Source organism: Bacillus sp. FSL K6-0255, from assembly GCF_045040725.1.
Classification (GTDB): Bacteria; Bacillota; Bacilli; order Bacillales; family Bacillaceae; genus Bacillus; species Bacillus subtilis.
Genome location: NZ_CP150278.1, coordinates 1,439,407 through 1,461,457 on the forward strand (window position 1 = coordinate 1,439,407; position 22,051 = coordinate 1,461,457).

Sequence of the window (22,051 nt, forward strand, 5' to 3'; positions counted from 1 at the left end):
AAGCGCATTTTTAACCTGCATTATACAGATCTTGCCTTCTTTTTCGGCTGTTCTTGAAATGCTTCCTGAACATTCACTTCCACAGCCTGGGCACTGTATTTTGGCAGTGCAATAAAATAAAAAATAAAAACGAGCAGGATAATAACACCCATGCCGTAATAAAGATAATCAATGTTTGAAACAAACTTAGGGAATAACAGCGCGACTAAGCCAAGTGTCAAAGACTGTGCAAACATCATAAAAGGGTCCTGCATGCCGCTTACACGTCCCATCAGTTTTGGATGAACAATTTTTGGCATCCACCCTCCGATTGCAATGTTGATCGGTCCGATACACATTCCCAGTGCAAAAGCTGCCGCGTAATACACCCATAAAATATTGGTGTAGCCGAGGACGAAGATCAGCAAACCTGCAATGAAAATGGGTATCGACATTAAAAAGTGCGGCTTCACTTTTTTAGAGATGATCGTGCCGATTACGCTTCCTGCCAGAAGCCCAAACCCGAGTGCGATCGTAAATACAGACGTATGCCACTCATAACGGTCAGGCGCCAATCCATATTTCATTGTAAACATAGGCAATACGGCGAATCCTCCGTTGACAAATCCAAAAATGAAGAAGCCAAAAATAAGAGATGCCAGCAATTTGTTTTTTAAAATATAGAGGATGCCTTCTCTAAAGTCATTTATTGAATCCTTAACAGAAGTCTTTCTCCAGCTGAATGCACCGTTTGGCTGTCGGGCTTCTTTTGGAATCCGGCAGCTGCGGATCAGCAGCCCGGAAATGATAAAGCTGACAAAATCAAGAATAATGGCGCCTTCAATACCGATTGTGTTGTACATAAACGCGCCTATACCGACTCCAAACACCATAAAAATGCTAAAAAGCATCTGATTAAGCCCTGCCGCTTTCGAATAATGCTCCTTCGGCAGAATGGCTTGTACCAAACTGTTTTCTGCCGGAAAGAAAAACTTTGTTACAGCGCTTCTGATAAATAAGATACAAAAAACAAGAGGAATATTGCCGGTAAATAAAGTGAAAAAAAGCACGACAGTCAGGCCTGCTCTGATCCAATCACAATTTTCTGCCACCTTTTTTCTGTCAAACCGGTCCGCGACGACTCCCACGATCAGAAATACAAATATGGTCGGAAGAGAATACATCAGCTCCGCCAAGGTCGTATATGAAGGCTGGCTGCTGAATCGGTCCAGCAAAAAAAAAGCAAAGGCCATGTTGCCTACTGTCGTGCCCATTTGAGAAGCGAGTGCTGCGAAAAATAGACGAACAAAATTACGATTTTTAAATATATCCATAAAAACGCTCCTTACCCTAAAGGTCCCACTTTATCATATTATAAACCGCCTGTTTTTGAAACAAATAAGAAAACATTACCGGTTAATCGTGACTCTTGTTCCGTTTGGCACAATTGAAGCAAGTTCGATCACGTCTTTGTTATGCATGCGAATGCAGCCTTTAGAAACAGCCTTACCAATCGAAGCGGGATTATTCGTCCCATGTATTCCGTAGTGCTGCTTTGAAAGGCTCAGCCAATAAGCGCCAAATGGGCCGCCGGGATTGCGCTGACGGTTAATAATGTAAAACTCGCCAGTAGGCGTTTGCGTTAGTATTTTACCAACGGCGATGGGATAGGTTTTCATTACCCGATTATTTAGGAACAGCGTAAGGGTCTTCGCTCCGATTGAGACTGCGATATGATACGGAATTGTATAAGGGTCCGGCAGTCCGGGGATGACTATGGACAGTCCTGCGGTGAGCCCTGCCTGCAGTGACGGATTAGCCTGGAGTAATGCAGCCGTGCTGATTCTGAAATCAGCCGCGATGCTGTTCAGTGTATCACCTTGCTTCACCTGGTACGTAAGCAGTTTCCTCATCCTCCTTTTTTACTTATAAGTATTGATGAGGAGCCCATCCTGCTACATTAATTTGTGCTTTTTAAGGTGAAGACAGTGATTTCAGGCTTGGCCAGAAACCGCAAAGGCAGCCTGGTCATCCCGAGGCCTCGGTTTACGTAAATATGAGTGCTGCCCGTTTGATACATTCCCTCTGTGTAGACTTTTCCATATGGAGGCGTAATAATCGGTCCGTAAAAAGGCAGCTGAATCTGGCCGCCGTGTGTATGGCCGGAAAGCTGAAGGTTCACGGGATAATCTGTTGTTTTCAAGGCCGCATCAGGTTCATGGACGAGAAGAATGGAAAAAAGTCTGTCGCTCAGCCTTGAAAGGGTGCCTTCATAATCTGGGTTTCCCAGCATTAAGTCATCAAGCGAAGCAATCTCGATTTTGCTGCCATCTGCGAGTGACAATGTTTGATAGCCATTGCGATATACCGTGAAACCTCCGGCCGTCATCAGGCTTTTGTAAACGGCAGTTCCATAGCCTCCGTGATCATGATTGCCGTAAATACAAAGCTTGCCGAAGGGAGCATTAAGCTTTCTCATTAATGGAATGACTGCCTGGTGGTGCTGGTACGTATCAGGATTATCGATAATATCACCTGTAAAAACAATGAGATCAGGTTTAGATTCATTAATTGTAAGAATGACGGTTTTTAAATCTTTGAGAGTAAAGTAATCACTCAAGTGTGCATCGCTGAACTGCACGATTTTAAAACCGTCAAATCCGTGCGGGATGAGAGAGCTTTTTATTGTGTGTTCGGTTGTCTCGATCATATGCGGCTCGAGATACCTGGCATAGCCATATCCCCCGCCGGCCGTTAAAGCCCCGGCAGCAAGAGCGCCGAACATTCCTTTTAGAAATTGTCTTCTGGACATCTTTTTCATTTCAAACCAACCTTTAATAGAGTTTTTCTATTATATCATCTGTATCTGATAAAAATCTCATATGAGCATGTGCTGACAGAGGCAGGGATATAATGATAGAATATTATTGAATGAATACTCATTCACAATTGGAGGGATAAACATGGAAAAAAAGGCGGTAATTATTACCGGCGGGTCAAGCGGCATGGGAAAAGCGATGGCAAAAAAACAGGCTGAATTAGGGTGGCACGTTATGGTGACAGGGAGGAACCATGAGGCACTTGAGGAAACAAAAAAAGAAATTCAGACCTTTGAGGGACAGGTCGCTTGTTTTCAAATGGATGTCCGTTCCGATTCCGCCGCTTCAGACATGATTAAAGAAGCGGTAAAAGCCTTTGGCCGGCTTGACGCGCTGATTAACAACGCGGCCGGAAACTTTATTTGTCCGGCAGAAAAGCTGACGCCCAATGGATGGAAAGCCGTTATTGAGATTGTTTTAAACGGCACATTTTTTTGCAGCCAAGCAGCGGCAAGGCATTGGATTGACCAGAAGCAGCAGGGTGTCATTTTAAATATGGCAGCCACGTACGCTTGGGGAGCGGGAGCGGGGGTCGTTCATTCCGCTGCAGCCAAAGCGGGGGTATTGTCATTGACAAGAACGCTGGCCGTTGAATGGGGGAGCAAATACGGCATTCGTACAAACGCGATAGCCCCCGGACCGATTGAACGAACAGGCGGTGCGGAGAAGCTATTTGAATCGGAAAAAGCGATGGCCCGCACGATGAACAGTGTGCCGCTCGGCCGATTGGGCACACCGGAGGAAATCGCCGCTTTGGCAGCGTTTTTGCTTTCTGATGAAGCATCCTATATAAACGGGGATTGTATCACAATGGACGGAGGGCAATGGCTGAATCCTTATCCGTTTTAATCTGAATATTTATAAGTGAATATTTAAGTTATTAAGAACTTTTATGTTCGAATGTAATACCTCCACAATTAACCTTCTTCCTATCCAATTTGATAACACATAGAGCTTTATTTGTTTATGAGGTGTTGTGTCATACGTAAGCCACCTAATATATGAAAGGTATATTTTAAAAGGGGAGACGAAATATGAAGAACTTAGATTTCAAATAAAACATTCATATAATTACTTCGTTAACTAAAAAGAGAAATTATAAGAATGAAAGGTTTCAAGGTTACATCAGATTGGGAGGAAGGTAATATAATGGACGAGATGGTATTATTAACTCAGGAATGGCTCAATGATACGTACAAAGGAAAAAGTGGCTACAATTCCATTGAGGAAAATGGGAAAACTGGCTGGAAAACAATGTATGCATTAACTAGAGCATTACAACTAGAATTGGGAATTACACAGACTTCCGACAGTTTTGGTCCTACAACTTTAAGAAAGCTTAAAGAATTAGGCCCGATTTCTACGTCAACTAATTCAAAAAAAAATATTGTGAAAATTATTCAAGGTGCTCTTTATTGTAAAGGTTATGGTCCAGGTGGATTAACGGGTACATTTGGTCAGGGAACGAAAGAGGCGATAGCAGAAATGCAATTGCATATGGGGCTTTCTAAAACAGACGGTGTAGTAACGCCTAAGGTGTTTAAAGCTTTATTAAACATGGACTCTTATATCCTTTTAAATGGGGCGTCAGAGAAAGTTCGTTCAATACAGCAATGGCTAAATAATAAATATTACAATAGAGAGAATTTCTACTTTATGCCCTGTGATGGCCTGTATTCAAGGGATACTCAAAAGTCTCTTGTTTATGCAATACAGTACGAGGAAGGGTTAAGTGATAGTATAGCTAATGGGAATTTTGGACCAACTACTCAAAGATTGATTCCTGTATTAAGAATTGGAGAAACAGATGAAAAAAACAGTTTTATTCATTTATTTCAAGCTGCTCTAATCTTTAATGGCTACAATGTTCCTTTTGATGGAGTATACTCTGAATCTGTAAGATCAAAAGTAAAGGCTTTTCAGTCTTTTGCAAAATTACAACAGAGTGGTACTGCCGACTTTCAAACATGGGCTTCACTTCTAGTAAGTACTGGAGACCCCAATCGAAAAGGAGTTGCTTGTGACTCAATTACTCAAATTACATCGGACAGGGCGGAGTCCCTTAAGAGGGCAGGTTATAAGATTGTAGGGCGGTATCTAACAAATGCGCCGGGGAGTACACTAAATAAAAAAATACAACCAGGTGAATTAGAAACAATCTTAAAATCAGGTTTAAATGTTTTTCCGATTTATCAAACCTATGGGGGAGCAACAAATTATTTTAATAAAGAACAAGGAAAGAAAGATGCGTTTGCTGCTTATAAAGCAGCAAAAGAATACGGGTTTAAAAATAACACTGTAATATACTTTGCAGTAGATTATGATGCATATGGTAACGATTTAAACAACAATATTATTCCACACTTCGAAGGTATAAATGAAATAATGAACGGTTTTTTAGGTTCAACTTACAAAATTGGTATTTATGCCCCTAGGAATGTATGTACTATAGTTTCTAAAAAAGGTTTAGCATTTGCAAGTTTTGTAAGTGGTATGTCTACTGGCTTTAGCGGAAACTTAGGATATCCTTTGCCTTACAATTGGGCGTTTGACCAAATTTCAACAATTACTGTTGGAAATGGTTCTGGAATGATTGAAATTGATAATGATATTTGTTCAGGTTTGGATAATGGAGTTAATACCATAAATATAGTGTCTTCAGAGAATAAGAAGTTCTTTGATCAAATTGATATTTTATATGAAACTGCTGAAAAATATGCTCAAATGCAAAGCGACTTAAATAATGGGGTAGAAAAAACACAATTAGCTAATGAGTTGGTTGCCCAGTATTTAAGAAAGGATGACTACAAAGGGTGGAAGTGGGTCCCTACCGCAGGCCAGATTGATCCTATTTATCGTGAATGGGCAGATAAAGCGCTAGGGGAAGACCTAGTAAATGGAATTGTTGATCCTATATCAAAAACTGTCATAGGAACGCAGCATCTTATGGCAACTTATAATGCCATTATTTATAGTGGTGGTTACTCTCAAACACTACGAGATTTTGCTGGTTGGACTGGAGATCTATTAACAACAATACAGGACATGAAATTACACGCTCAAGAATTTAATTCGCCTTATGATGCGGCTATGAAAATAATAGGTAATATGTATCAATTTAGCCTAGATGATTTATTTAGTGATGTAGATGCAATTAATCTAGCGAATAAAACATCAGTTGGTGCTAATGCACAACCTCTAAATATCGCAATTAGAGATTATTATAGTAATAATGACTGTATGAATAGGTTCACTCAATTTGTAAATAATAGATTTGATGGTTCGTTAGACAAAATTTGCTCTGAAGCAGAGTATTATTTAAATACAAACCTTGACCCAGTTGTTGTTCCAATTAGGTTAGCCTTTAAACGTGCTTTTGATGTTGAGGATTATAGTGAAGAGATTGGAAAAATAACAGCACAAGCATTTAGAGATGTTATTGAGAAAAAAATGATATCTGAATAAACTGCAAAACAAGCGAACGTTAAAACTGGTCGTTCGCTTGTTTTATTTTCTATTTAAATTTATGATATAATTTTTAAAGATTAAGGAGTGATTCATTGAAGAAATTGTTAAAAAAGTTAGTTGTATTATTTTTAAGCAGTTTAGTTATCATCTTTAATGTTTGGTACTTTATTATTTGTGCTTTTTCCCCAGAGTATTATCAAAATACAAATCTTACTTCTAATGAAATAATAAGATTTGAAAAACTATACCACATAGATTTTCCTGATGAAACAAAATTTATTAAAGCTAGAGAGTATTTGTCTGGGCCCGGAGGAGATACGTCAGCTGTATTATATGTGTCTCTGCCAACCAAGCGGGTAGAAAAAGTTTTATCTGATTACACGTATATGAAAATAAACTATACTGACAATGTCGGTTCAATGTATGGAGTTGACGTTTCAAAGAGTGTCGCCGGTTTAACAACTCTTACATTTGGCACTTACGATAAAAAAGGAACTTTCTATAATATGAAACATGATGATGATTGGATGTATAAAGGCACTGACTGGAATCTTTACTTTTGGACAGCTGCTAGTTATAATGCTGTTATTTTTGTATTTGTCTTGGTTATTGTGAAACAAATGAATAAAATTCTTAATTAACCAGTATGTAGATTGATAATCTCAAAAAAATTTTCCTCTTCTTTTAACATACTCCATACGACCTACTTTTCCATACTATGATTTTTTTGAAATTTGTGGTGTAGTTATAATTGTGCGTATAATCAGACAAAGATAGAGAAGCAGGTGATAACATGTTGGATCCACTTGATATTTTAACGAACATTGATGATGTCCTTCCATATTACCAGGCGATTTTTAGTGCCGAGGAGCAGAAGGTTGTCGGATATGAGGTGCTTGGACGAATTTTGGCAGATTCAGAAATCCAAAGTCTCGGGCCCTTCTTTTTAGATGCGGGGATACCCGAAGAATATAAACTAGAGGTTGATAACAGAATTATCCGCCAGGCTCTTGACCGCTTTTTAGAGGCGGATTCTGATCTGCTGATTTTTATGAATCAGGATGCCAATCTGCTGATGCTGGATCATGGTGAAAGCTTTCTGGAGCTTCTGAAAGAATATGAAGCGAAGGGAATCGAACTCCACCGTTTTGTTCTTGAAATTACAGAGCACAATTTTGAAGGGGATATTGAGCAGCTCTACCATATGCTTGCATACTATCGTACATACGGAATTAAAATCGCAGTTGACAACATCGGAAAAGAAAGCAGCAACTTGGACAGAATCGCGCTGCTCTCACCAGATCTGTTAAAAATCGATTTGCAGGCGCTGAAAGTGTCACAGCCGTCACCGTCATATGAGCATGTGCTGTACAGCATATCTTTATTAGCAAGAAAAATCGGTGCGGCGCTATTGTATGAAGACATTGAGGCGAACTTCCAGCTACAGTACGCCTGGAGAAACGGAGGCCGTTATTTTCAGGGCTATTACTTGGTGTCTCCATCTGAAACGTTTCTAGAGAGAGATGTATTGAAACAAAGACTTAAAACTGAATTTCACCAATTTATCACACATGAGAAAAAGAAACTGGAGACCGTCTATGAGCACTCTGAACAGTTTTACAAACGAGTGCATCAGGCTGTGACCTCTTTGAGAAAAAACAACCTGTCTTCTGATGATGACTTTATTAAAAAGCTGGCGGAAGAGCTGACAGATTGCAGCTTCAGGATTTACATGTGTGATGAAGAAGGCGATCAGCTGACGGGAAATGTGTTTAAGCAAGATGGAGAATGGATTTATCAGCCGGAATATGCGGAAAAGAACTGGAGCTGGCGCCCTTATTTTCTGGAGAACATTATGAGAATGAGAAATCTCAGAAAAGGTTTTTTCAGTGATCTGTACAGTGATTTGGAAACAGGTGAAATGATCAGAACGTTTTCATATCCGATGGATGATCAGATGTATTTATTTATAGACTTGCCTTATTCTTATTTATATGAGCAGGACGGACTGATTTAACGGCTGAAAGGCCGTTTTTTTTTTATGAATTGAAAAAAATATCAAAAAACGATTGACATTGATACTGAGAATCATTATCATTTAATTATAGAGAGAAGCTACTCTCTGTTCCCCAACCCCTCTATCAGATCAAGATCCGAAAAAACTTGGCGCTACCCCCGCCAAGTTTTTTATTTGTCAAAGCATAGGACAATCCAATGAAACAATAAACCTAACTAGTGGTAAACGTTTAACACGGGGAGAAACATTCAGTGCCGAACACCCTTGACACTGCTGCACGGGTGAGGAGGAAAATTCGTTCTGAAATGTTTATTTCAGTTCTGTTGTTTACCTCTATCCAGCATGACTCCCATTGATTATGGCCACGCGGGACTTCACCAGAAAATTCAAAAGAAGGTTTTGACAACGTTGCAAAAAGGCATTCTTAATGTTGCCAAAGATTCGAAAAAAATTATAATTGTGTGCATGACATTAAAAAAAAAGCCTCAAACTAAAGAAAAATAGTTTTTTTCACTTTTTTTCTTTACTTAAATTCAGCAGTGAAAATGCCATCCTGTCCGACTTTATGGTATGATGCTCAATAGAACTTGTATTATAATAAATACTTGTTGATTTGAAGTTGCTTTTTGAAAGGAGTCTTTTTTTAGAATGTCACAATTAATGGGTATCATCACACGGCTGCAAAGTCTGCAAGAAACAGCGGAAGCGGCTAACGAGCCAATGCAGCGCTATTTCGAAGTGAATGGTGAGAAAATATGCAGTGTTAAATATTTCGAAAAAAATCAAACGTTTGAACTGACGGTTTTCCAAAAAGGTGAAAAACCTAACACATATCCGTTTGATAATATCGACATGGTTTCCATCGAAATCTTTGAACTTCTTCAGTAAGATTCCTGAAATAGGGGGAAACAAGCTTCCACCTTTGCAAAAGTAATCGAAATAAACGGTAAGGAACATACTTGTTTCATGGTTGTAAATCCTTGAAAAGGAGTGTCGTGATGGCTGATTCTTTTCTGTTTTATAATCTTTCAGAAGCACAGATGACCTTTCAAGATGTGATGGAACGGCTTAAAGCCTTTGTTCAAAAGGACCCCCGTTCTTCTTATGTGTTATCGATCGGAACCGATTCACAGGTTTACCGCGACTACACAAAGTTTATTACCGCATTGCATTTGCATCGTACAGGCAAGGGAGCTTGGGGCTGCTTGAAAAATCATACAGTCGACAGACCCATACATAGCCTTCGGGAGAAGATTTCGTTAGAAACGGCGTACAGCCAAGAAACGGCCGCTCATATTCTTGATGGACACTTAATGGATATTACCGATCTGCTCCTGCCCTTTACCGGTGAGGGGGCGGATCTTACCTTTGAAGTTCACTTGGATATTGGGAAAAAAGGGCTTACAAAAGATCTGATCCAAGAAATGACTGGACGTATTACCTCCATGGGGATTGAGGCCAAAATAAAGCCGGATTCATACACTGCCTTCAGCTATGCAAATCGTTTCACAAAATAATTTGGCTGAAAAAGTCAAGGTAAATGTCGAATTATGCGGTTGACGTTTGTTATCTGATTACTTATTCTAGCGGTAGAGCTGAAAGTAAGTTGTCTTGCTTTCAGAGGTATTCAGTATAAAACAGGGGGCCTGATTGCGAATGAGTCTTATCGGTGAACGATTTACAGAAGAAGAACAAAAACTTCTGCTGAATATCCTGATCAACCATGAGTATGCCATCGAGCTATTAAGCAGTGAGATCAACGATATAGAGACAGGGACCAAAAACGTTGACGGAACCACCTACAAAAAACTTGTAACGCTATACGACCGATTTCGATTTGAAAATTAATGGGACACCCTATAATTGATACTCCACAAAGAGTATCTTTTTTATTGAAAGGAAACTTTTCGACAAATACTGATAAAGTTTATATTATTGCAATATAGGGAATGTATTGATGATGAAAATGAAAAGGGGTCGAAAACATGATAAGCTTACAATCAGATCAACTTCTTGAGGCAACAGTCGGACAATTTATGATTGAGGCGGACAAAGTAGCGCACGTGCAAGTCGGAAATAACCTTGAGCACGCATTATTAGTATTGACAAAAACCGGATACACAGCCATCCCGGTTCTGGATCCTTCCTACCGTTTACATGGCTTAATCGGGACAAATATGATCATGAACAGTATTTTTGGACTTGAGCGAATTGAGTTTGAAAAGCTTGACCAAATCACTGTTGAGGAAGTCATGCTGACCGACATTCCGCGCCTTCATATCAATGATCCGATTATGAAGGGATTCGGCATGGTCATTAATAACGGATTTGTCTGTGTTGAAAATGACGAGCAGGTATTTGAAGGGATTTTTACGAGAAGAGTCGTTTTAAAGGAATTGAATAAGCATATACGCTCGTTGAATAAGTAGGCTGTACGGCCTATTTTTATTATATAGCCAGAGTGAAAAAGAAAGCGCATACATAATTTAAACGAGAATAGGGCTTGAATAAGAAACTAAGATTTTATTAGAATGGGAGATAAGAAAAACTTATTGATAACAAAAAGGAGGACGACATGCAGCTTCAAGAGCTTCATATGCTCGTAGTTTTAGCTGAGGAATTAAATATGAGAAAGGCGGCAGAACGGCTTTTTGTATCTCAGCCGGCTTTATCTCAGCGCTTACAAACCATTGAAAAGGCGTGGGGAACAAAAATCTTTTTAAGATCCCAAAAAGGATTAACGGTAACGCCCGCCGGTGAGAAAATCATTCAGTTTGCGAATGATGTGACATTAGAGCAGGAAAGAATAAGAGAAAATATTGACGAGCTTGAAGGTGAAATTCACGGCACATTGAAGCTTGCCGTCGCCTCCATAATCGGTCAGCATTGGCTCCCTAAAGTCCTGAAGACGTATGTGGAAAAGTATCCGAATGCAAAGATCTCGCTCATAACCGGGTGGAGCAGCGAAATGCTGAAAAGCTTGTATGAGGATCAGGTTCATATCGGCATTATAAGAGGCAACCCTGAGTGGAAGGGGCGCAAAGATTACTTAATGACAGATCATCTGTATTTAGTGGATACTGAAATTTCCTGCATCGAAGATATTGCCCATACAGAACGGCCGTTTATCCAGTTTAAAAGTGACAGCACTTATTTTCAGGAAATTCAGCACTGGTGGCATCAAAAATTTAAAACGTCACCGAAACAGACGATATTGGTTGATCAGATTGAAACGTGCAAACAGATGGCGCTGCACGGAATCGGGTATGCCATTTTGCCGTCTGTTACCCTTCAAAATGAAGATAAAGTGAATAAAATGCCTCTTTTAGACATGAAAGGGCATCCGATCGGTCGGGATACATGGTTATTAGGCTATGAGCCTGCCTTTGAACTGAAACAAGTCCAAGCTTTTGTACAAGTGATAAAGGATATGCTGGATCAAGAAAATCCATTTTAAAGACAGCGAGGTGCTGTCTTTTTTTATTTATCTGTTGACAATGAAAATCATTATCATTTAAAGTGATACATATGATATTGAAAATCATTATCAATTAATGGGGTGATAACATGGCTAAAGCCTTGATTACATATGCCAGCATGTCAGGAAATACAGAAGACATTGCCTTCATAATAAAAGATATGCTTCAGGAATATGAGTTGGATATCGATTGTGTCGAGATAGATGATGTGGATGTGTCTTGTTTAACCTCCTATGATTATGTACTGATTGGCACCTATACATGGGGGGACGGCGATTTGCCCTACGAAGCGGAGGATTTTTTCGAAGAGGTCAAACAGCTTCAGCTTAATGGTTTAAAAACAGCCTGCTTCGGGTCTGGCGATTATTCTTATCCAAAGTTTTGCGAAGCGGTGAATTTGTTCAATGCCATGCTGCAAGAGGCGGGAGCTGCTGTTTACCAGGAAACACTAAAAATTGAATTAGCGCCTGAAACAGATGAAGATGTGGAAAGCTGCCGAGCGTTTGCGAGAGGTTTTCTTGCATGGGCAGATTATATGAACAAGGAAAAAAGCCATGTTTCATAAAGGGGCAACTGCTGTTACGGCATCGGCGTTTTCTGGATATTTTGTGGCGGTACAAGGAGAAGGCATTTTTCATTATTCTTTGGAGCAGGGCTGGAGAAAGCTTTTTCGTTTGAAAAGTAAGATACACTGTATCAGCTACATAGGGCCTTACTTATTTGGCGTTGGTGAAAAGGGAACAGTCATTCGTTCGGCTGATGAAGGGAAAACCTGGACGATGTCGAGCTTTCCGACAAATGCAACAGTGTGGGCGATTACCGGCAGAAACAACGGGTTTGTCTGCGCCCACGGTAAGCATTGTATTTATGTATCAGATGATTTTGGTGTCTCATGGCGCGTAGCCAAACCTTTTGCCGAATTTCATAATCCCCCTGTTATCCGGTCTTTATGCCTTCACGGGGGCAATCTTTTTATCGGCACGCAAATACACGAATATTTTGGCGGCATTTGGGCTTACGACATTAAGCGTGACACTGTCCAAGTTGTCAAAAAAGAAAAAAACCGGATGACGGCATCCATGCTCGTGTTCAATGAAAATTGGCTGGTGGCGGCGATGGGTTCTGTGAAAGGAAAGCACGGTGCTGTCACTGTAAGGAATCTTTTGAATGGTGAAGAATTCATCATACAATCCAGTATGATCAGAAATGAAGAATCATTTCTTGATCTTTCAGAGGATGATGGCATTATATATGTCACTACAACACAAGATGAAAACGGTTTTTCGAGAATTTACCAGGCTGATCTCGAAGCCCGGTCGTTAAAATGGTTCGATACCATTAAGGGACATGGATGGAGAGTGGCCAATCAGAAAGAGAATTTCTTTTGCGCAGGCTTGTATGAATGTAAATTTGTCCAGCCGTACGAAGTTTCAGCAATGATTCATTAGAGGAGGAACAAGGAATTGGCGAAGATTTTGCTCGTTTATGCAACAATGTCAGGCAACACTGAAGCAATGGCAGATTTGATTGAAAAGGGGCTACAGGAGGCGGAAGCAGAAGTAGACCGTTTCGAAGCAATGGATATTGATGATGCCCAGCTGTTTACCGATTATGACCATATCATAATGGGAACCTATACGTGGGGAGACGGAGATCTGCCTGATGAATTTTTAGATCTGGCTGAAGACATGGATGAGATTGATTTTTCCGGCAAAACATGCGCTGTATTCGGTTCCGGTGATACAGCATATGAATTTTTCTGCGGAGCGGTTGATACGCTAGAGGCAAAAATAAAAGAACGCGGTGGAGACATTGTGCTGCCTTCGGTAAAAATCGAAAATAATCCAGAAGGTGAAGAAGAGGAAGAATTAATAAACTTCGGGAGACAATTCGCAAAGAAAAGCGGGTGCGCTGTCTGATCACTCACTGGGAACTGCTAAAACGGCTGTTCCTTTTTTTCTTGTCTTTGTATCTTTCCTTTGATACAGTAATGAGGTAGAAAATCAGGAGGAGGACTATACATATGAAAATGATGGACGCAAATGAAATTATTTCATTTATTCAAAATAGTACAAAATCAACACCTGTAAAGGTTTACGTGAAAGGTGAGCTGGAAGGAATCAATTTCGGCGAATCTGCGAAAGCTTTTATCAACGGAAACACTGGTGTCGTTTTCGGTGAGTGGAGCGAAATCCAAACAGCAATCGAAGAAAACCAAAGCAAAATCGAAGACTATGTGGTTGAAAATGACCGCCGCAATTCTGCGATCCCAATGCTTGATCTAAAAAACATCAAAGCGCGTATCGAGCCGGGCGCGATCATCCGCGACCAAGTTGAAATCGGTGATAACGCAGTCATCATGATGGGTGCTTCTATTAATATCGGTTCAGTCATCGGCGAAGGCACAATGATTGATATGAACGTTGTGCTTGGCGGACGAGCTACTGTCGGAAAAAACTGCCATATCGGCGCGGGTTCTGTACTTGCGGGCGTTATTGAGCCGCCATCCGCTAAACCGGTTGTGATTGAAGACGACGTCGTAATCGGCGCAAATGCTGTTGTGCTTGAAGGTGTAACAGTAGGTAAAGGAGCTGTTGTTGCTGCGGGAGCGATCGTGGTAAACGACGTTGAGCCATACACTGTCGTTGCAGGCACACCAGCTAAAAAAATCAAAGACATTGATGAAAAAACAAAAGGCAAAACTGAAATCAAGCAGGAATTACGCCAGCTGTAAGGAAAAGTTTGATAAAAAAGGCGTGGATAATATATCCACGCCTTATTCGTATAGGCAGGAGGAATAGAAATGAAGAAAGAGGAGCTCATCGCAATTCGCAGAGATCTGCATCGTATACCGGAGCTTGGATTTCAGGAGTTCAAAACCCAGCAGTATTTATTAAATGTCTTGGAACAATATCCGCAAGACAGAATTGAAATTGAGAAATGGCGAACAGGGCTTTTTGTAAAAGTGAACGGGACGGCGCCGGAAAAAATGCTGGCGTACAGAGCGGATATCGATGCGCTTTCTATAGAAGAGCAAACTGGTCTTCCATTCGCATCAGAGCATCACGGCAACATGCACGCCTGCGGTCACGATTTGCATATGACGATTGCACTCGGCATTATTGATCATTTTGTTCACCACCCAGTCAAACATGATTTGCTTTTTCTGTTTCAGCCGGCAGAGGAAGGGCCTGGCGGTGCGGGACCAATGCTTGAGAGCGATGTATTAAAAAAGTGGCAGCCTGATTTCATCACTGCGCTTCATATTGCTCCAGAGCTTCCGGTAGGCACCATTGCGACAAAAAGCGGCCTTCTATTTGCGAATACATCAGAGCTAGTCATCGATCTGGAAGGCAAAGGGGGACATGCGGCATATCCGCATTTGGCTGAGGATATGGTTGTAGCGGCAAGTACACTTGTCACCCAGCTGCAAACGATTATCTCTAGAAACACAGATCCGCTAGACAGTGCTGTTATTACAGTTGGTACCATTACCGGAGGCTCGGCACAAAATATCATTGCGGAAACGGCCCACCTGGAAGGCACGATCCGCACGCTTTCTGAAGAATCGATGAAACAAGTAAAGGAACGGATTGAAGATGTGGTGAAAGGAATCGAAATCGGATTCCGCTGCAAAGGAAAAGTGACATATCCGTCTGTATATCACCAAGTTTACAATACGAGCGGATTAACAGAAGAGTTTATGTCTTTTGTTGCTGAACATCAACTGGCGACAGTAATTGAAGCAAAAGAAGCAATGACTGGGGAGGATTTTGGCTATATGCTGAAAAAATATCCCGGCTTCATGTTCTGGCTCGGCGCTGATTCTGAACATGGGCTTCATCATGCTAAGCTGAATCCCGATGAAAATGCGATAGAAACAGCGGTTCATGTCATGACAGGTTATTTTTCTGTTTATGCCAATTAAGCACAAATGAAAGAATAAAATTCCATAAAATGAGCACTCTAGTAAACGGAGGTGTTCAAAAATGGCTAAAAAAATTGGAATTGAACAATCGTTATCAGATGTAGAAGCTGCTTTAAAAGAAAAAGGATATGACGTTGTAATGATGAAAAGCCCTGCTGATGCTCAAGGCTGTGACTGCTGTGTCGTAACAGGTCTTGATAATAATGTGCAAGGGATAGCCGATACGGTAACACAAGCACCTGTCATTACAGCTTCCGGGATGACGGCTGAAGAAATTTGCAGCGAAGTTGAAAGCAGAATTCAGTAATATAAAAACCGAAGCAAAAAGCTTCGGTTCTTTTATTTATTCTGTTTCTTTAGGGAAAGCGCGGTCGAACGCGTTCTTTATTTCTTTTCTCAACACTCGTTCGACTCGCCACTGTTCCATATTTTCTGTTTTGGCAATGACCCTGATTACAATTTCAGAAGTCCCCAGTTCTTGAATCCCGATGACATTTGGGCCTTCTTTTATTTGTGGAAGAGCCGCTGCCGTCTCATCACAAACCTGCTGTAAAATATGAATCATTTCATCAATATTTCTTTCAGCCGGCACTTTAATGTCAACAAGAGCCTGCATGGTACCACGAGAATGATTGCTCACGTTTGTGATGTTTCGGTTGGGGATGTAATGCAATGTTCCGTCAAAGCTGCGGATTTGAGTTGTTCTTAAGCCAACCTGCTCGACAATTCCGTCAAAGGTGGAAACGGTAATATAGTCTCCGACATCCAATTGTTTCTCAAGCAAAATAAAAAAACCTGTCACGATGTCACTGACAAGCCCTTGGGCGCCAAATCCGACAGCCAGGCCGACGATTCCTGCCCCCGCTAAAAGAGCGCTTGGATCATAATGAAACAAATCTAGAACCATGACGAAGAATATAAAAATCAAAGTATAAGCAAATATGTTAAGAGTCAGGCTTCGGAGCGTATGTGCACGTCCGATAGACAAGCTATTCTGCTCCTCGAATTTTGCAAACAGATGTTTAATGATTTTCATGCCTAATGATCGAACGATAAAATAGAGCAATATCATAATGGCGAGTTTAATGAGCAGAACACCGGCATTTGTAATCAGTCCCGCCCAATCATATTGTTTAATAAAGTCCATGTTGAGCTCCTTTTCTAATTGATTGCTGCACATTGAGGCTAGTTACCCTGTACATGACCATGTTAAACGTTTTATTTAAAAATGTCGAAGCCAAAGACATACATGATTTGTTAAAAATTGACTCAGGAAATCTACTTTTATATAATGGCATTGCAATATAACTAAAAATGGTTAATCACCCTTTATTTTCATGCGATTTTGACCTTAAAGCCAAACAATAAATTGGAGGGATACATATGGCAGAACGTATGGTAGGTAAACAAGCTCCTCGTTTTGAAATGGAAGCAGTCCTTGCAAGCAAAGAATTCGGCAAAGTAAGTCTTGAGGAAAACATGAAAAATGACAAATGGACAGTGCTATTCTTCTATCCAATGGACTTCACTTTTGTTTGTCCGACAGAAATTACAGCAATGTCTGACCGCTATGACGAGTTCGAAGATCTTGATGCAGAAGTCATCGGGGTTTCAACTGATACCATCCATACTCATTTAGCTTGGATCAATACAGACCGCAAAGAAAACGGTCTTGGCCAGCTGAAATACCCGCTTGCTGCTGATACAAACCATGAGGTATCCCGGGAATATGGCGTTTTAATCGAAGAAGAAGGTGTGGCTTTGCGCGGATTGTTTATTATTAATCCTGAAGGGGAGCTTCAATATCAAACTGTTTTCCATAACAACATTGGGCGTGATGTTGATGAAACGCTTCGTGTTCTCCAGGCGCTGCAAACTGGCGGACTCTGTCCGGCTAACTGGAAACCAGGCCAAAAAACACTTTAATTCTTTCCAAGAACGAAAAGCGGTCTAGCATATTCGTTAGGCCTCTCTTTTAAAATAGGAGGGAAAAAGCAATGAAATTACGTCAGCCCATGCCGGAATTGACGGGAGAAAAAGCTTGGTTAAATGGTGAAGTGACGAGAGAGCAATTGATTGGGGAAAAGCCGACGCTTATTCATTTCTGGTCCATCAGCTGCCACTTGTGCAAAGAAGCGATGCCGCAAGTGAATGAATTTCGTGATAAATATCAAGATCAACTGAATGTTGTAGCTGTGCATATGCCCCGTTCCGAAGATGATCTTGACCTTGGTAAAATTAAAGAAACAGCCGCTGAACACGATATCACTCAGCCGATTTTTGTTGACAGTGACCATGCTTTAACCGATGCATTTGAAAATGAATACGTACCTGCGTATTATGTGTTTGATAAAACAGGACAGCTCCGTCACTTCCAAGCCGGCGGGAGCGGTATGAAAATGCTTGAAAAACGTGTGAACCGCGTTCTGGCTGAAACGGAATAGGTATCTGACTAAATAGTATTTCCTAAAAACCTGATCACATCAGGTTTTTTATTTGTGCAAAAAGCAATGGAAGAAGAGTAAGAAGCTTATTTTTCCAAATTTGGGTATAGGAATTGATGGTTTGTTTGATTGATACGCTAGAAAACACAGCTAATTTTTGATGTTTTTCCTCAATTTTAGATAAATCTCATATCTCATAACTCGAAAATTGTAGATATTACACTAAATTTCTTTAAAGAAGTAAGTAAAATATATATTTTCAACATTATACCAAATAAACTAGAAAGCCCCTTAATCCCTTGAGAATAAAGGACTCTTTTGAAAAATAAAACATTTTCAGAAAATAAGGAATTTTTCATAGAGTAAATATAATAGTAAAATGCTAAAATAATAGTTGATAAAATTACTTTTGTAATCTAATATCTTAATTAAAGATGTTAATTTTGATAGGGGGTACATTGAGGAATGTTTAATGAAAGAGAAGCTTTGCGCTTGCGGTTAGAACAATTAAATGAAGCTGAAGTGAAAGTCATTCGTGAATATCAAATTGAACGTGATAAAATATACGCAAAATTAAGAGAGCTGGACAGAAATGGAAGCCCTTCCGAAATCAAAAAGGATTTCCGTTCTGAAAAAAAACCTGACTCTCTGCCGGTTCTCGCTGAGCTTGCGGCTCAGGAAATCAGAAGCTATCAGCCGCAATCACAGCAGCAGTCTGTTCAGCCTCAGCTTCAATCTATTTCCTCTCTTCCTGCCGGTATACCAGACGGAACAACACGAAGAAGAAGAGGAACGGCAAGACCGGGATCAAAAGCAGCTAAGCTGCGTGAAGCTGCTATTAAAACATTAAAACGCCACAACGCGGCGATTAAGAGCTCGGAGCTTCAAAAAGAGATTGAAAAAGAAAGCGGTCTTGAAATCCCTAATATGACAACATTTATGCAAAGCTTAATTAAAATGTACCCGGAAGTGAAAAAGCCATATCGCGGGCAGTACATTTTAGAGGGTGAAATCGAATCTGCAGAATCAGCAAATGAATAAATATAAAGAAAAACTGCTTGGCATCGCTCAAGCAGTTTTTTTATTGAGGTTTTTTCTGTGAAGGTTTGTTTTCTTTTTCAAGATTAAGCTTATACACCCACTTTTGATAAGGCTTTTCTTCAGCGGCTCTGTTTTTCAACTCTTCGATTGTATGGCTCTTGACCTGGTCTGATGATTGGGCGTGGGCAAGCTGTTTTTGAAGCACATGTATCTGTTTGGTGACATCTTCAAGGATAGTCTCTACATGATTTGGCTGCGCGTAGACCGCTGGAGCTTCTTCTTCCGTTTTTTCTTTTTGTTTCGTGCCGCCATCAATATCGGCAAAATGAGAAGCAATCCAGGCATCGCTTTCATCAAGCTGCCGTTTATACGATATAATAGTTTCGTGAAATAATTTTTCTTTCGTTTTTTCTATGTCTAGCAGTCTTTCTTTCGTTTCTATGATTCGATCTTTCATATGATCAACTTCTATTTTAATATGTTTTAGCTGATATTCTTTTTCTACCATTTGCTCTTTTAGACGCCCGTTTTCGGTTTTTATCAATTCGGCTTGCTGTTTTGCCTGAAGCAGTGCATTTTGTTCCTGCTCAATCGAGGCTTGAAGTTCGCTGATCCGTTTATGAAGATTTTTATTTTCTTCTTCGATTTTGACTTTAGCAATATGAAGTTTATGTTTTTCTTCGATTTCGGCTCTGCGTTTATAGGTTTCAGCAGATAGAAGCTCCTGCAAAACAACGATTTTATCAAGCAGTTCCGCTCTTATTTGGTGCAGGGTTTGGCTGGTGTGGGAGGCATGTTTTTCTTTTGTTGACATATGTGTTAATTCGGCAGACAGCTGCTGGAGTTTTTCTTTCATATCGGTATTTTCTTTGAGCAGTTTGTTATTTTTCTGATGGAAGTAGCTTGCTTCAAGTTCAGCAATCAGCTTATGGCACCTTGAAAGCTCGGATTTTAAATAAAGGTTCTCCTGAGACACGTCGTGGAAAAAAGGACCTGATCTTTTCATTCGAACCATCTCCCTCATGATGTTAACACTACAATATGCAAATACTGAACAGCTATTCCTCTTTAATAAACAGACAAGCAGTAGCGTTGAGCCTTTGCTTTTGCTATGCTTTTAACGAAACTAGAGGTGAGATGATATGAAGCATGTAAACGTACTGCTGGCAGGGGGAGCCTCGCGGCGATTTGGAGAACCGAAGGCGTTTGTCAAATGGAAGGGCAGGATGCTTTACGAATGCGCTAAAGAGGCACTTGGAGAACAAACGGTTATCATCAGCCGTCCCGAATTTATTGATAGATTTCAAGAAAACGGTGAAAATGAAGTGTATCAAGATGCTGAGCCATTTCAAGGCATGGGGCCATTGGCTGGTATATATACCGCTTTTAAAAAGACAGACGGTGATCTTTATACTGTTCTTTCCTGTGACACACCGCTGATACAAAGAAGGACGATGCTGGAGCTCAAACGTCTGATGACTGCCGGTGCGGACGCGGTAGTCCCAATTTCAGACGGACAAGTGCAGCCATTGATTGCGATTTACCACAAACGTATCATGCCAGTTCTATACGATCAGCTTTCTGAGAAGAGGTTGAGAATATCAGATTTATTAGGCAGAATTTCGGTTTGTTACGTACAGGCTGAAAATATCGGAGCAAACCCGGCAGAGTTTATCAACATTAATACACGTGATGATTTTAGCTGTTTGGAAGAAAAATCGAACTCCCTCAAGCGGGACTGACGGGGCAATAACATGATAAGATGACATAAAAGATAAGGAGAACAGGTTTGATGGAGGAACGTTATTCACGGCAAATCAGATTTAAGCAAATTGGGGAAGAGGGCCAGAAAAGACTGGCAGACAGCCATGTGCTGATTGTCGGAGCGGGAGCGCTCGGCACTGCAGGAGCTGAAGGGCTTTCGAGAGCGGGAGTCGGTACTATTACCATTATTGACCGTGACTATGTGGAGTGGAGCAATCTTCAAAGGCAGCAGCTTTATACAGAAAGCGATGCCAAACTCCGCATGCCGAAAGCCATGGCTGCCAAAGAGCATCTATCAGCGATTAACAGCGAGATACATATTGAGGCGTATGTTACCGAAGGAACAGCCGAAACGCTTGAGCCGCTGATTGAAAAAGCAGATGTCGTGATTGACGCGACAGATAATTTTGAAACCCGCATGCTGATAAACGATCTTGCCCAGAAAACAAAGACACCTTGGGTCTATGGCGCCTGTGTAAGCAGCCAGGGAATGTTCATGACTGTCATTCCCGGAGAAACCCCTTGTCTGTCTTGTTTGTTTGAGCAAATTCCTGTTGGCGGGGCGACGTGTGATACTGCCGGTATTATTCCGCCTGCTGTGCATATCGTTTCAGCATATCAGCAGGCTGAGGCATTTAAGCTGTTAACCGGCCAAATAGAAGCAATACAGCGGGGTTTTGTGACATTTGATGTCTGGAACAATTCGCATATGAAGATTAACGTTAATCATGTACGCCATGAGGAATGCCCATCTTGCGGAGCAAATGCGGTATATCCTTATCTTCAGGATTGGAACACACCAAAAGCTGCTGTACTATGCGGCCGTGATACAGTGCAGGTAAGGTCAGAATCATTAAAAAGAATCCCGAAACAGGAGCTCATTAAGCGGCTGAAAACAATCGGCAAGGTCGAGGCTAATGCGTTTTTGCTGCATATTTTTTACGAGGATTTCAGAATTGTCATTTTCAATGACGGACGGGCACTGGTGCATGGAACAAATGATGTGAAAGAAGCCAACTCCGTGTTGGCAAGAGTGATTGGACTGTAACAAC

25 protein-coding genes and 1 pseudogene are annotated in these 22,051 nt (G+C 40.8%); 21 read left to right on the forward strand and 5 right to left on the reverse strand.

From position 1 onward, the window contains the following. Positions 1-20: 20 nt before the first annotated feature. The 3 genes from MHB62_RS07530 to MHB62_RS07540 form a co-directional block, all read right to left on the reverse strand. Positions 21-1,313 (reverse strand): MFS transporter, encoded by a 1,293-nt coding sequence (locus MHB62_RS07530; protein WP_017697269.1) that lies wholly within the window; start codon positions 1,311-1,313, stop codon positions 21-23. 75 nt (positions 1,314-1,388) lie between these two features. After that, positions 1,389-1,883 (reverse strand): L,D-transpeptidase family protein, encoded by a 495-nt coding sequence (locus MHB62_RS07535; RefSeq protein WP_072557193.1) that lies wholly within the window; start codon positions 1,881-1,883, stop codon positions 1,389-1,391. Positions 1,884-1,939: 56 nt separating this feature from the next. Further along, complete coding sequence (locus MHB62_RS07540; RefSeq protein WP_032721462.1) at positions 1,940-2,800, reverse strand: metallophosphoesterase; 861 nt, start codon at positions 2,798-2,800, stop codon at positions 1,940-1,942. A gap of 142 nt (positions 2,801-2,942) precedes the next feature. Between MHB62_RS07540 and fadH the strand changes: the two genes are divergently transcribed. The 16 genes and pseudogenes from fadH to MHB62_RS07620 all read left to right on the forward strand — a co-directional run bounded on the left by fadH (position 2,943) and on the right by MHB62_RS07620 (position 16,057). Further along, positions 2,943-3,707, forward strand: coding sequence for a 2,4-dienoyl-CoA reductase (fadH, locus tag MHB62_RS07545; RefSeq protein WP_003232398.1), 765 nt, complete (start codon positions 2,943-2,945; stop codon positions 3,705-3,707). Between the two features lie 300 nt (positions 3,708-4,007). Further along, a pseudogene (locus MHB62_RS07550) lies at positions 4,008-5,732 on the forward strand (glycoside hydrolase domain-containing protein); the annotation flags it as partial. A 72-nt stretch (positions 5,733-5,804) separates the two neighbouring features. Further along, positions 5,805-6,323, forward strand: a complete 519-nt coding sequence (locus MHB62_RS07555) for a hypothetical protein (RefSeq protein ID WP_250540596.1) — start codon at positions 5,805-5,807, stop codon at positions 6,321-6,323. Between the two features lie 95 nt (positions 6,324-6,418). Continuing rightward, the gene (locus MHB62_RS07560; protein ID WP_032721465.1) at positions 6,419-6,967 is read left to right on the forward strand and encodes a hypothetical protein; all 549 of its coding nucleotides are present in this window, start codon (positions 6,419-6,421) and stop codon (positions 6,965-6,967) included. A 152-nt stretch (positions 6,968-7,119) separates the two neighbouring features. Continuing rightward, positions 7,120-8,343 carry an EAL-associated domain-containing protein gene (locus MHB62_RS07565; RefSeq protein WP_003232391.1) on the forward strand — a complete coding sequence of 408 codons (1,224 nt, stop codon included), beginning with the start codon at positions 7,120-7,122 and terminating at the stop codon, positions 8,341-8,343. 648 nt (positions 8,344-8,991) lie between these two features. Continuing rightward, a complete protein-coding gene (locus MHB62_RS07570; RefSeq protein WP_003218671.1) occupies positions 8,992-9,231 on the forward strand; it encodes a YkuJ family protein in 240 nt (79 codons plus the stop codon). 110 nt (positions 9,232-9,341) lie between these two features. After that, a complete protein-coding gene (locus MHB62_RS07575) occupies positions 9,342-9,860 on the forward strand; it encodes a ribonuclease H-like YkuK family protein (protein ID WP_003232389.1) in 519 nt (172 codons plus the stop codon). Between the two features lie 133 nt (positions 9,861-9,993). Beyond that, positions 9,994-10,191, forward strand: coding sequence for an AbrB antirepressor AbbA (abbA, locus tag MHB62_RS07580; RefSeq protein ID WP_010886502.1), 198 nt, complete (start codon positions 9,994-9,996; stop codon positions 10,189-10,191). Between the two features lie 137 nt (positions 10,192-10,328). Further along, positions 10,329-10,772 (forward strand): cyclic-di-AMP-binding protein CbpB, encoded by a 444-nt coding sequence (cbpB, locus tag MHB62_RS07585; RefSeq protein WP_003218674.1) that lies wholly within the window; start codon positions 10,329-10,331, stop codon positions 10,770-10,772. 146 nt (positions 10,773-10,918) lie between these two features. Then, positions 10,919-11,800, forward strand: coding sequence for a transcriptional regulator CcpC (gene ccpC, locus MHB62_RS07590; protein WP_003232387.1), 882 nt, complete (start codon positions 10,919-10,921; stop codon positions 11,798-11,800). 110 nt (positions 11,801-11,910) lie between these two features. Then, the gene (locus tag MHB62_RS07595; protein WP_032721469.1) at positions 11,911-12,387 is read left to right on the forward strand and encodes a flavodoxin; all 477 of its coding nucleotides are present in this window, start codon (positions 11,911-11,913) and stop codon (positions 12,385-12,387) included. Continuing rightward, the gene (locus tag MHB62_RS07600) at positions 12,377-13,270 is read left to right on the forward strand and encodes a hypothetical protein (protein WP_032721471.1); all 894 of its coding nucleotides are present in this window, start codon (positions 12,377-12,379) and stop codon (positions 13,268-13,270) included. Before MHB62_RS07595 ends, MHB62_RS07600 begins: the two co-directional genes overlap by 11 nt. Before the next feature lie 15 nt (positions 13,271-13,285). After that, complete coding sequence (locus tag MHB62_RS07605) at positions 13,286-13,741, forward strand: flavodoxin (RefSeq protein ID WP_032721472.1); 456 nt, start codon at positions 13,286-13,288, stop codon at positions 13,739-13,741. 104 nt (positions 13,742-13,845) lie between these two features. Further along, positions 13,846-14,556, forward strand: a complete 711-nt coding sequence (gene dapD, locus MHB62_RS07610) for a 2,3,4,5-tetrahydropyridine-2,6-dicarboxylate N-acetyltransferase (protein ID WP_003218680.1) — start codon at positions 13,846-13,848, stop codon at positions 14,554-14,556. 69 nt (positions 14,557-14,625) lie between these two features. Then, positions 14,626-15,750, forward strand: a complete 1,125-nt coding sequence (locus MHB62_RS07615; RefSeq protein ID WP_032721474.1) for an N-acetyldiaminopimelate deacetylase — start codon at positions 14,626-14,628, stop codon at positions 15,748-15,750. Between the two features lie 61 nt (positions 15,751-15,811). After that, a complete protein-coding gene (locus MHB62_RS07620; RefSeq protein ID WP_003232382.1) occupies positions 15,812-16,057 on the forward strand; it encodes a YkuS family protein in 246 nt (81 codons plus the stop codon). 36 nt (positions 16,058-16,093) lie between these two features. Here MHB62_RS07620 and mscT read toward each other — a convergent pair whose 3' ends face one another. Further along, entirely contained in the window at positions 16,094-16,897 is an 804-nt protein-coding gene (gene mscT, locus MHB62_RS07625; protein WP_003244994.1) for a small-conductance mechanosensitive channel protein MscT, read from the reverse strand. Between the two features lie 236 nt (positions 16,898-17,133). Between mscT and ahpA the strand changes: the two genes are divergently transcribed. From ahpA to rok, 3 genes are all read left to right on the forward strand, one after another. Then, entirely contained in the window at positions 17,134-17,676 is a 543-nt protein-coding gene (gene ahpA / locus MHB62_RS07630; RefSeq protein WP_003245371.1) for a biofilm-specific peroxidase AhpA, read from the forward strand. Between the two features lie 71 nt (positions 17,677-17,747). Then, the gene (ykuV, locus tag MHB62_RS07635; protein WP_015252187.1) at positions 17,748-18,194 is read left to right on the forward strand and encodes a thiol-disulfide oxidoreductase YkuV; all 447 of its coding nucleotides are present in this window, start codon (positions 17,748-17,750) and stop codon (positions 18,192-18,194) included. Positions 18,195-18,659: 465 nt separating this feature from the next. Beyond that, on the forward strand, positions 18,660-19,235 hold the full coding sequence (gene rok / locus MHB62_RS07640) for a transcriptional regulator Rok (RefSeq protein WP_003232378.1): 576 nt from the start codon (positions 18,660-18,662) through the stop codon (positions 19,233-19,235). 40 nt (positions 19,236-19,275) lie between these two features. Here rok and cse15 read toward each other — a convergent pair whose 3' ends face one another. Next, the gene (cse15, locus tag MHB62_RS07645; RefSeq protein WP_032721476.1) at positions 19,276-20,241 is read right to left on the reverse strand and encodes a spore protein Cse15; all 966 of its coding nucleotides are present in this window, start codon (positions 20,239-20,241) and stop codon (positions 19,276-19,278) included. A 136-nt stretch (positions 20,242-20,377) separates the two neighbouring features. Between cse15 and MHB62_RS07650 the strand changes: the two genes are divergently transcribed. Together MHB62_RS07650 and MHB62_RS07655 are read left to right on the forward strand one after the other, a co-directional pair. Then, the gene (locus MHB62_RS07650; RefSeq protein WP_014479670.1) at positions 20,378-20,977 is read left to right on the forward strand and encodes a molybdenum cofactor guanylyltransferase; all 600 of its coding nucleotides are present in this window, start codon (positions 20,378-20,380) and stop codon (positions 20,975-20,977) included. Between the two features lie 50 nt (positions 20,978-21,027). Next, entirely contained in the window at positions 21,028-22,047 is a 1,020-nt protein-coding gene (locus tag MHB62_RS07655; RefSeq protein ID WP_032721477.1) for a molybdopterin-synthase adenylyltransferase MoeB, read from the forward strand. The last annotated feature ends 4 nt before the right edge of the window (positions 22,048-22,051 follow it).

What these genes read in the sequence shown, in the direction of transcription:
- MHB62_RS07555 (WP_250540596.1), top strand. Translation starts at nt 5,805, where the DNA reads ATGGCAACTTATAATGCCATTATTTATAGTGGTGGTTACTCTCAAACA.
- MHB62_RS07575 (WP_003232389.1), top strand. Translation starts at nt 9,342, where the DNA reads ATGGCTGATTCTTTTCTGTTTTATAATCTTTCAGAAGCACAGATGACC.
- cbpB (WP_003218674.1), top strand. Translation starts at nt 10,329, where the DNA reads ATGATAAGCTTACAATCAGATCAACTTCTTGAGGCAACAGTCGGACAA.
- MHB62_RS07570 (WP_003218671.1), top strand. Translation starts at nt 8,992, where the DNA reads ATGTCACAATTAATGGGTATCATCACACGGCTGCAAAGTCTGCAAGAA.
- MHB62_RS07615 (WP_032721474.1), top strand. Translation starts at nt 14,626, where the DNA reads ATGAAGAAAGAGGAGCTCATCGCAATTCGCAGAGATCTGCATCGTATA.
- ykuV (WP_015252187.1), top strand. Translation starts at nt 17,748, where the DNA reads ATGAAATTACGTCAGCCCATGCCGGAATTGACGGGAGAAAAAGCTTGG.
- MHB62_RS07530 (WP_017697269.1), bottom strand. Translation starts at nt 1,313, where the DNA reads ATGGATATATTTAAAAATCGTAATTTTGTTCGTCTATTTTTCGCAGCA.
- MHB62_RS07655 (WP_032721477.1), top strand. Translation starts at nt 21,028, where the DNA reads ATGGAGGAACGTTATTCACGGCAAATCAGATTTAAGCAAATTGGGGAA.
- MHB62_RS07595 (WP_032721469.1), top strand. Translation starts at nt 11,911, where the DNA reads ATGGCTAAAGCCTTGATTACATATGCCAGCATGTCAGGAAATACAGAA.
- ccpC (WP_003232387.1), top strand. Translation starts at nt 10,919, where the DNA reads ATGCAGCTTCAAGAGCTTCATATGCTCGTAGTTTTAGCTGAGGAATTA.
- ahpA (WP_003245371.1), top strand. Translation starts at nt 17,134, where the DNA reads ATGGCAGAACGTATGGTAGGTAAACAAGCTCCTCGTTTTGAAATGGAA.
- MHB62_RS07620 (WP_003232382.1), top strand. Translation starts at nt 15,812, where the DNA reads ATGGCTAAAAAAATTGGAATTGAACAATCGTTATCAGATGTAGAAGCT.
- MHB62_RS07540 (WP_032721462.1), bottom strand. Translation starts at nt 2,800, where the DNA reads ATGAAAAAGATGTCCAGAAGACAATTTCTAAAAGGAATGTTCGGCGCT.
- cse15 (WP_032721476.1), bottom strand. Translation starts at nt 20,241, where the DNA reads ATGAAAAGATCAGGTCCTTTTTTCCACGACGTGTCTCAGGAGAACCTT.
- dapD (WP_003218680.1), top strand. Translation starts at nt 13,846, where the DNA reads ATGAAAATGATGGACGCAAATGAAATTATTTCATTTATTCAAAATAGT.
- MHB62_RS07650 (WP_014479670.1), top strand. Translation starts at nt 20,378, where the DNA reads ATGAAGCATGTAAACGTACTGCTGGCAGGGGGAGCCTCGCGGCGATTT.
- MHB62_RS07600 (WP_032721471.1), top strand. Translation starts at nt 12,377, where the DNA reads ATGTTTCATAAAGGGGCAACTGCTGTTACGGCATCGGCGTTTTCTGGA.
- mscT (WP_003244994.1), bottom strand. Translation starts at nt 16,897, where the DNA reads ATGGACTTTATTAAACAATATGATTGGGCGGGACTGATTACAAATGCC.
- rok (WP_003232378.1), top strand. Translation starts at nt 18,660, where the DNA reads ATGTTTAATGAAAGAGAAGCTTTGCGCTTGCGGTTAGAACAATTAAAT.
- MHB62_RS07565 (WP_003232391.1), top strand. Translation starts at nt 7,120, where the DNA reads ATGTTGGATCCACTTGATATTTTAACGAACATTGATGATGTCCTTCCA.
- fadH (WP_003232398.1), top strand. Translation starts at nt 2,943, where the DNA reads ATGGAAAAAAAGGCGGTAATTATTACCGGCGGGTCAAGCGGCATGGGA.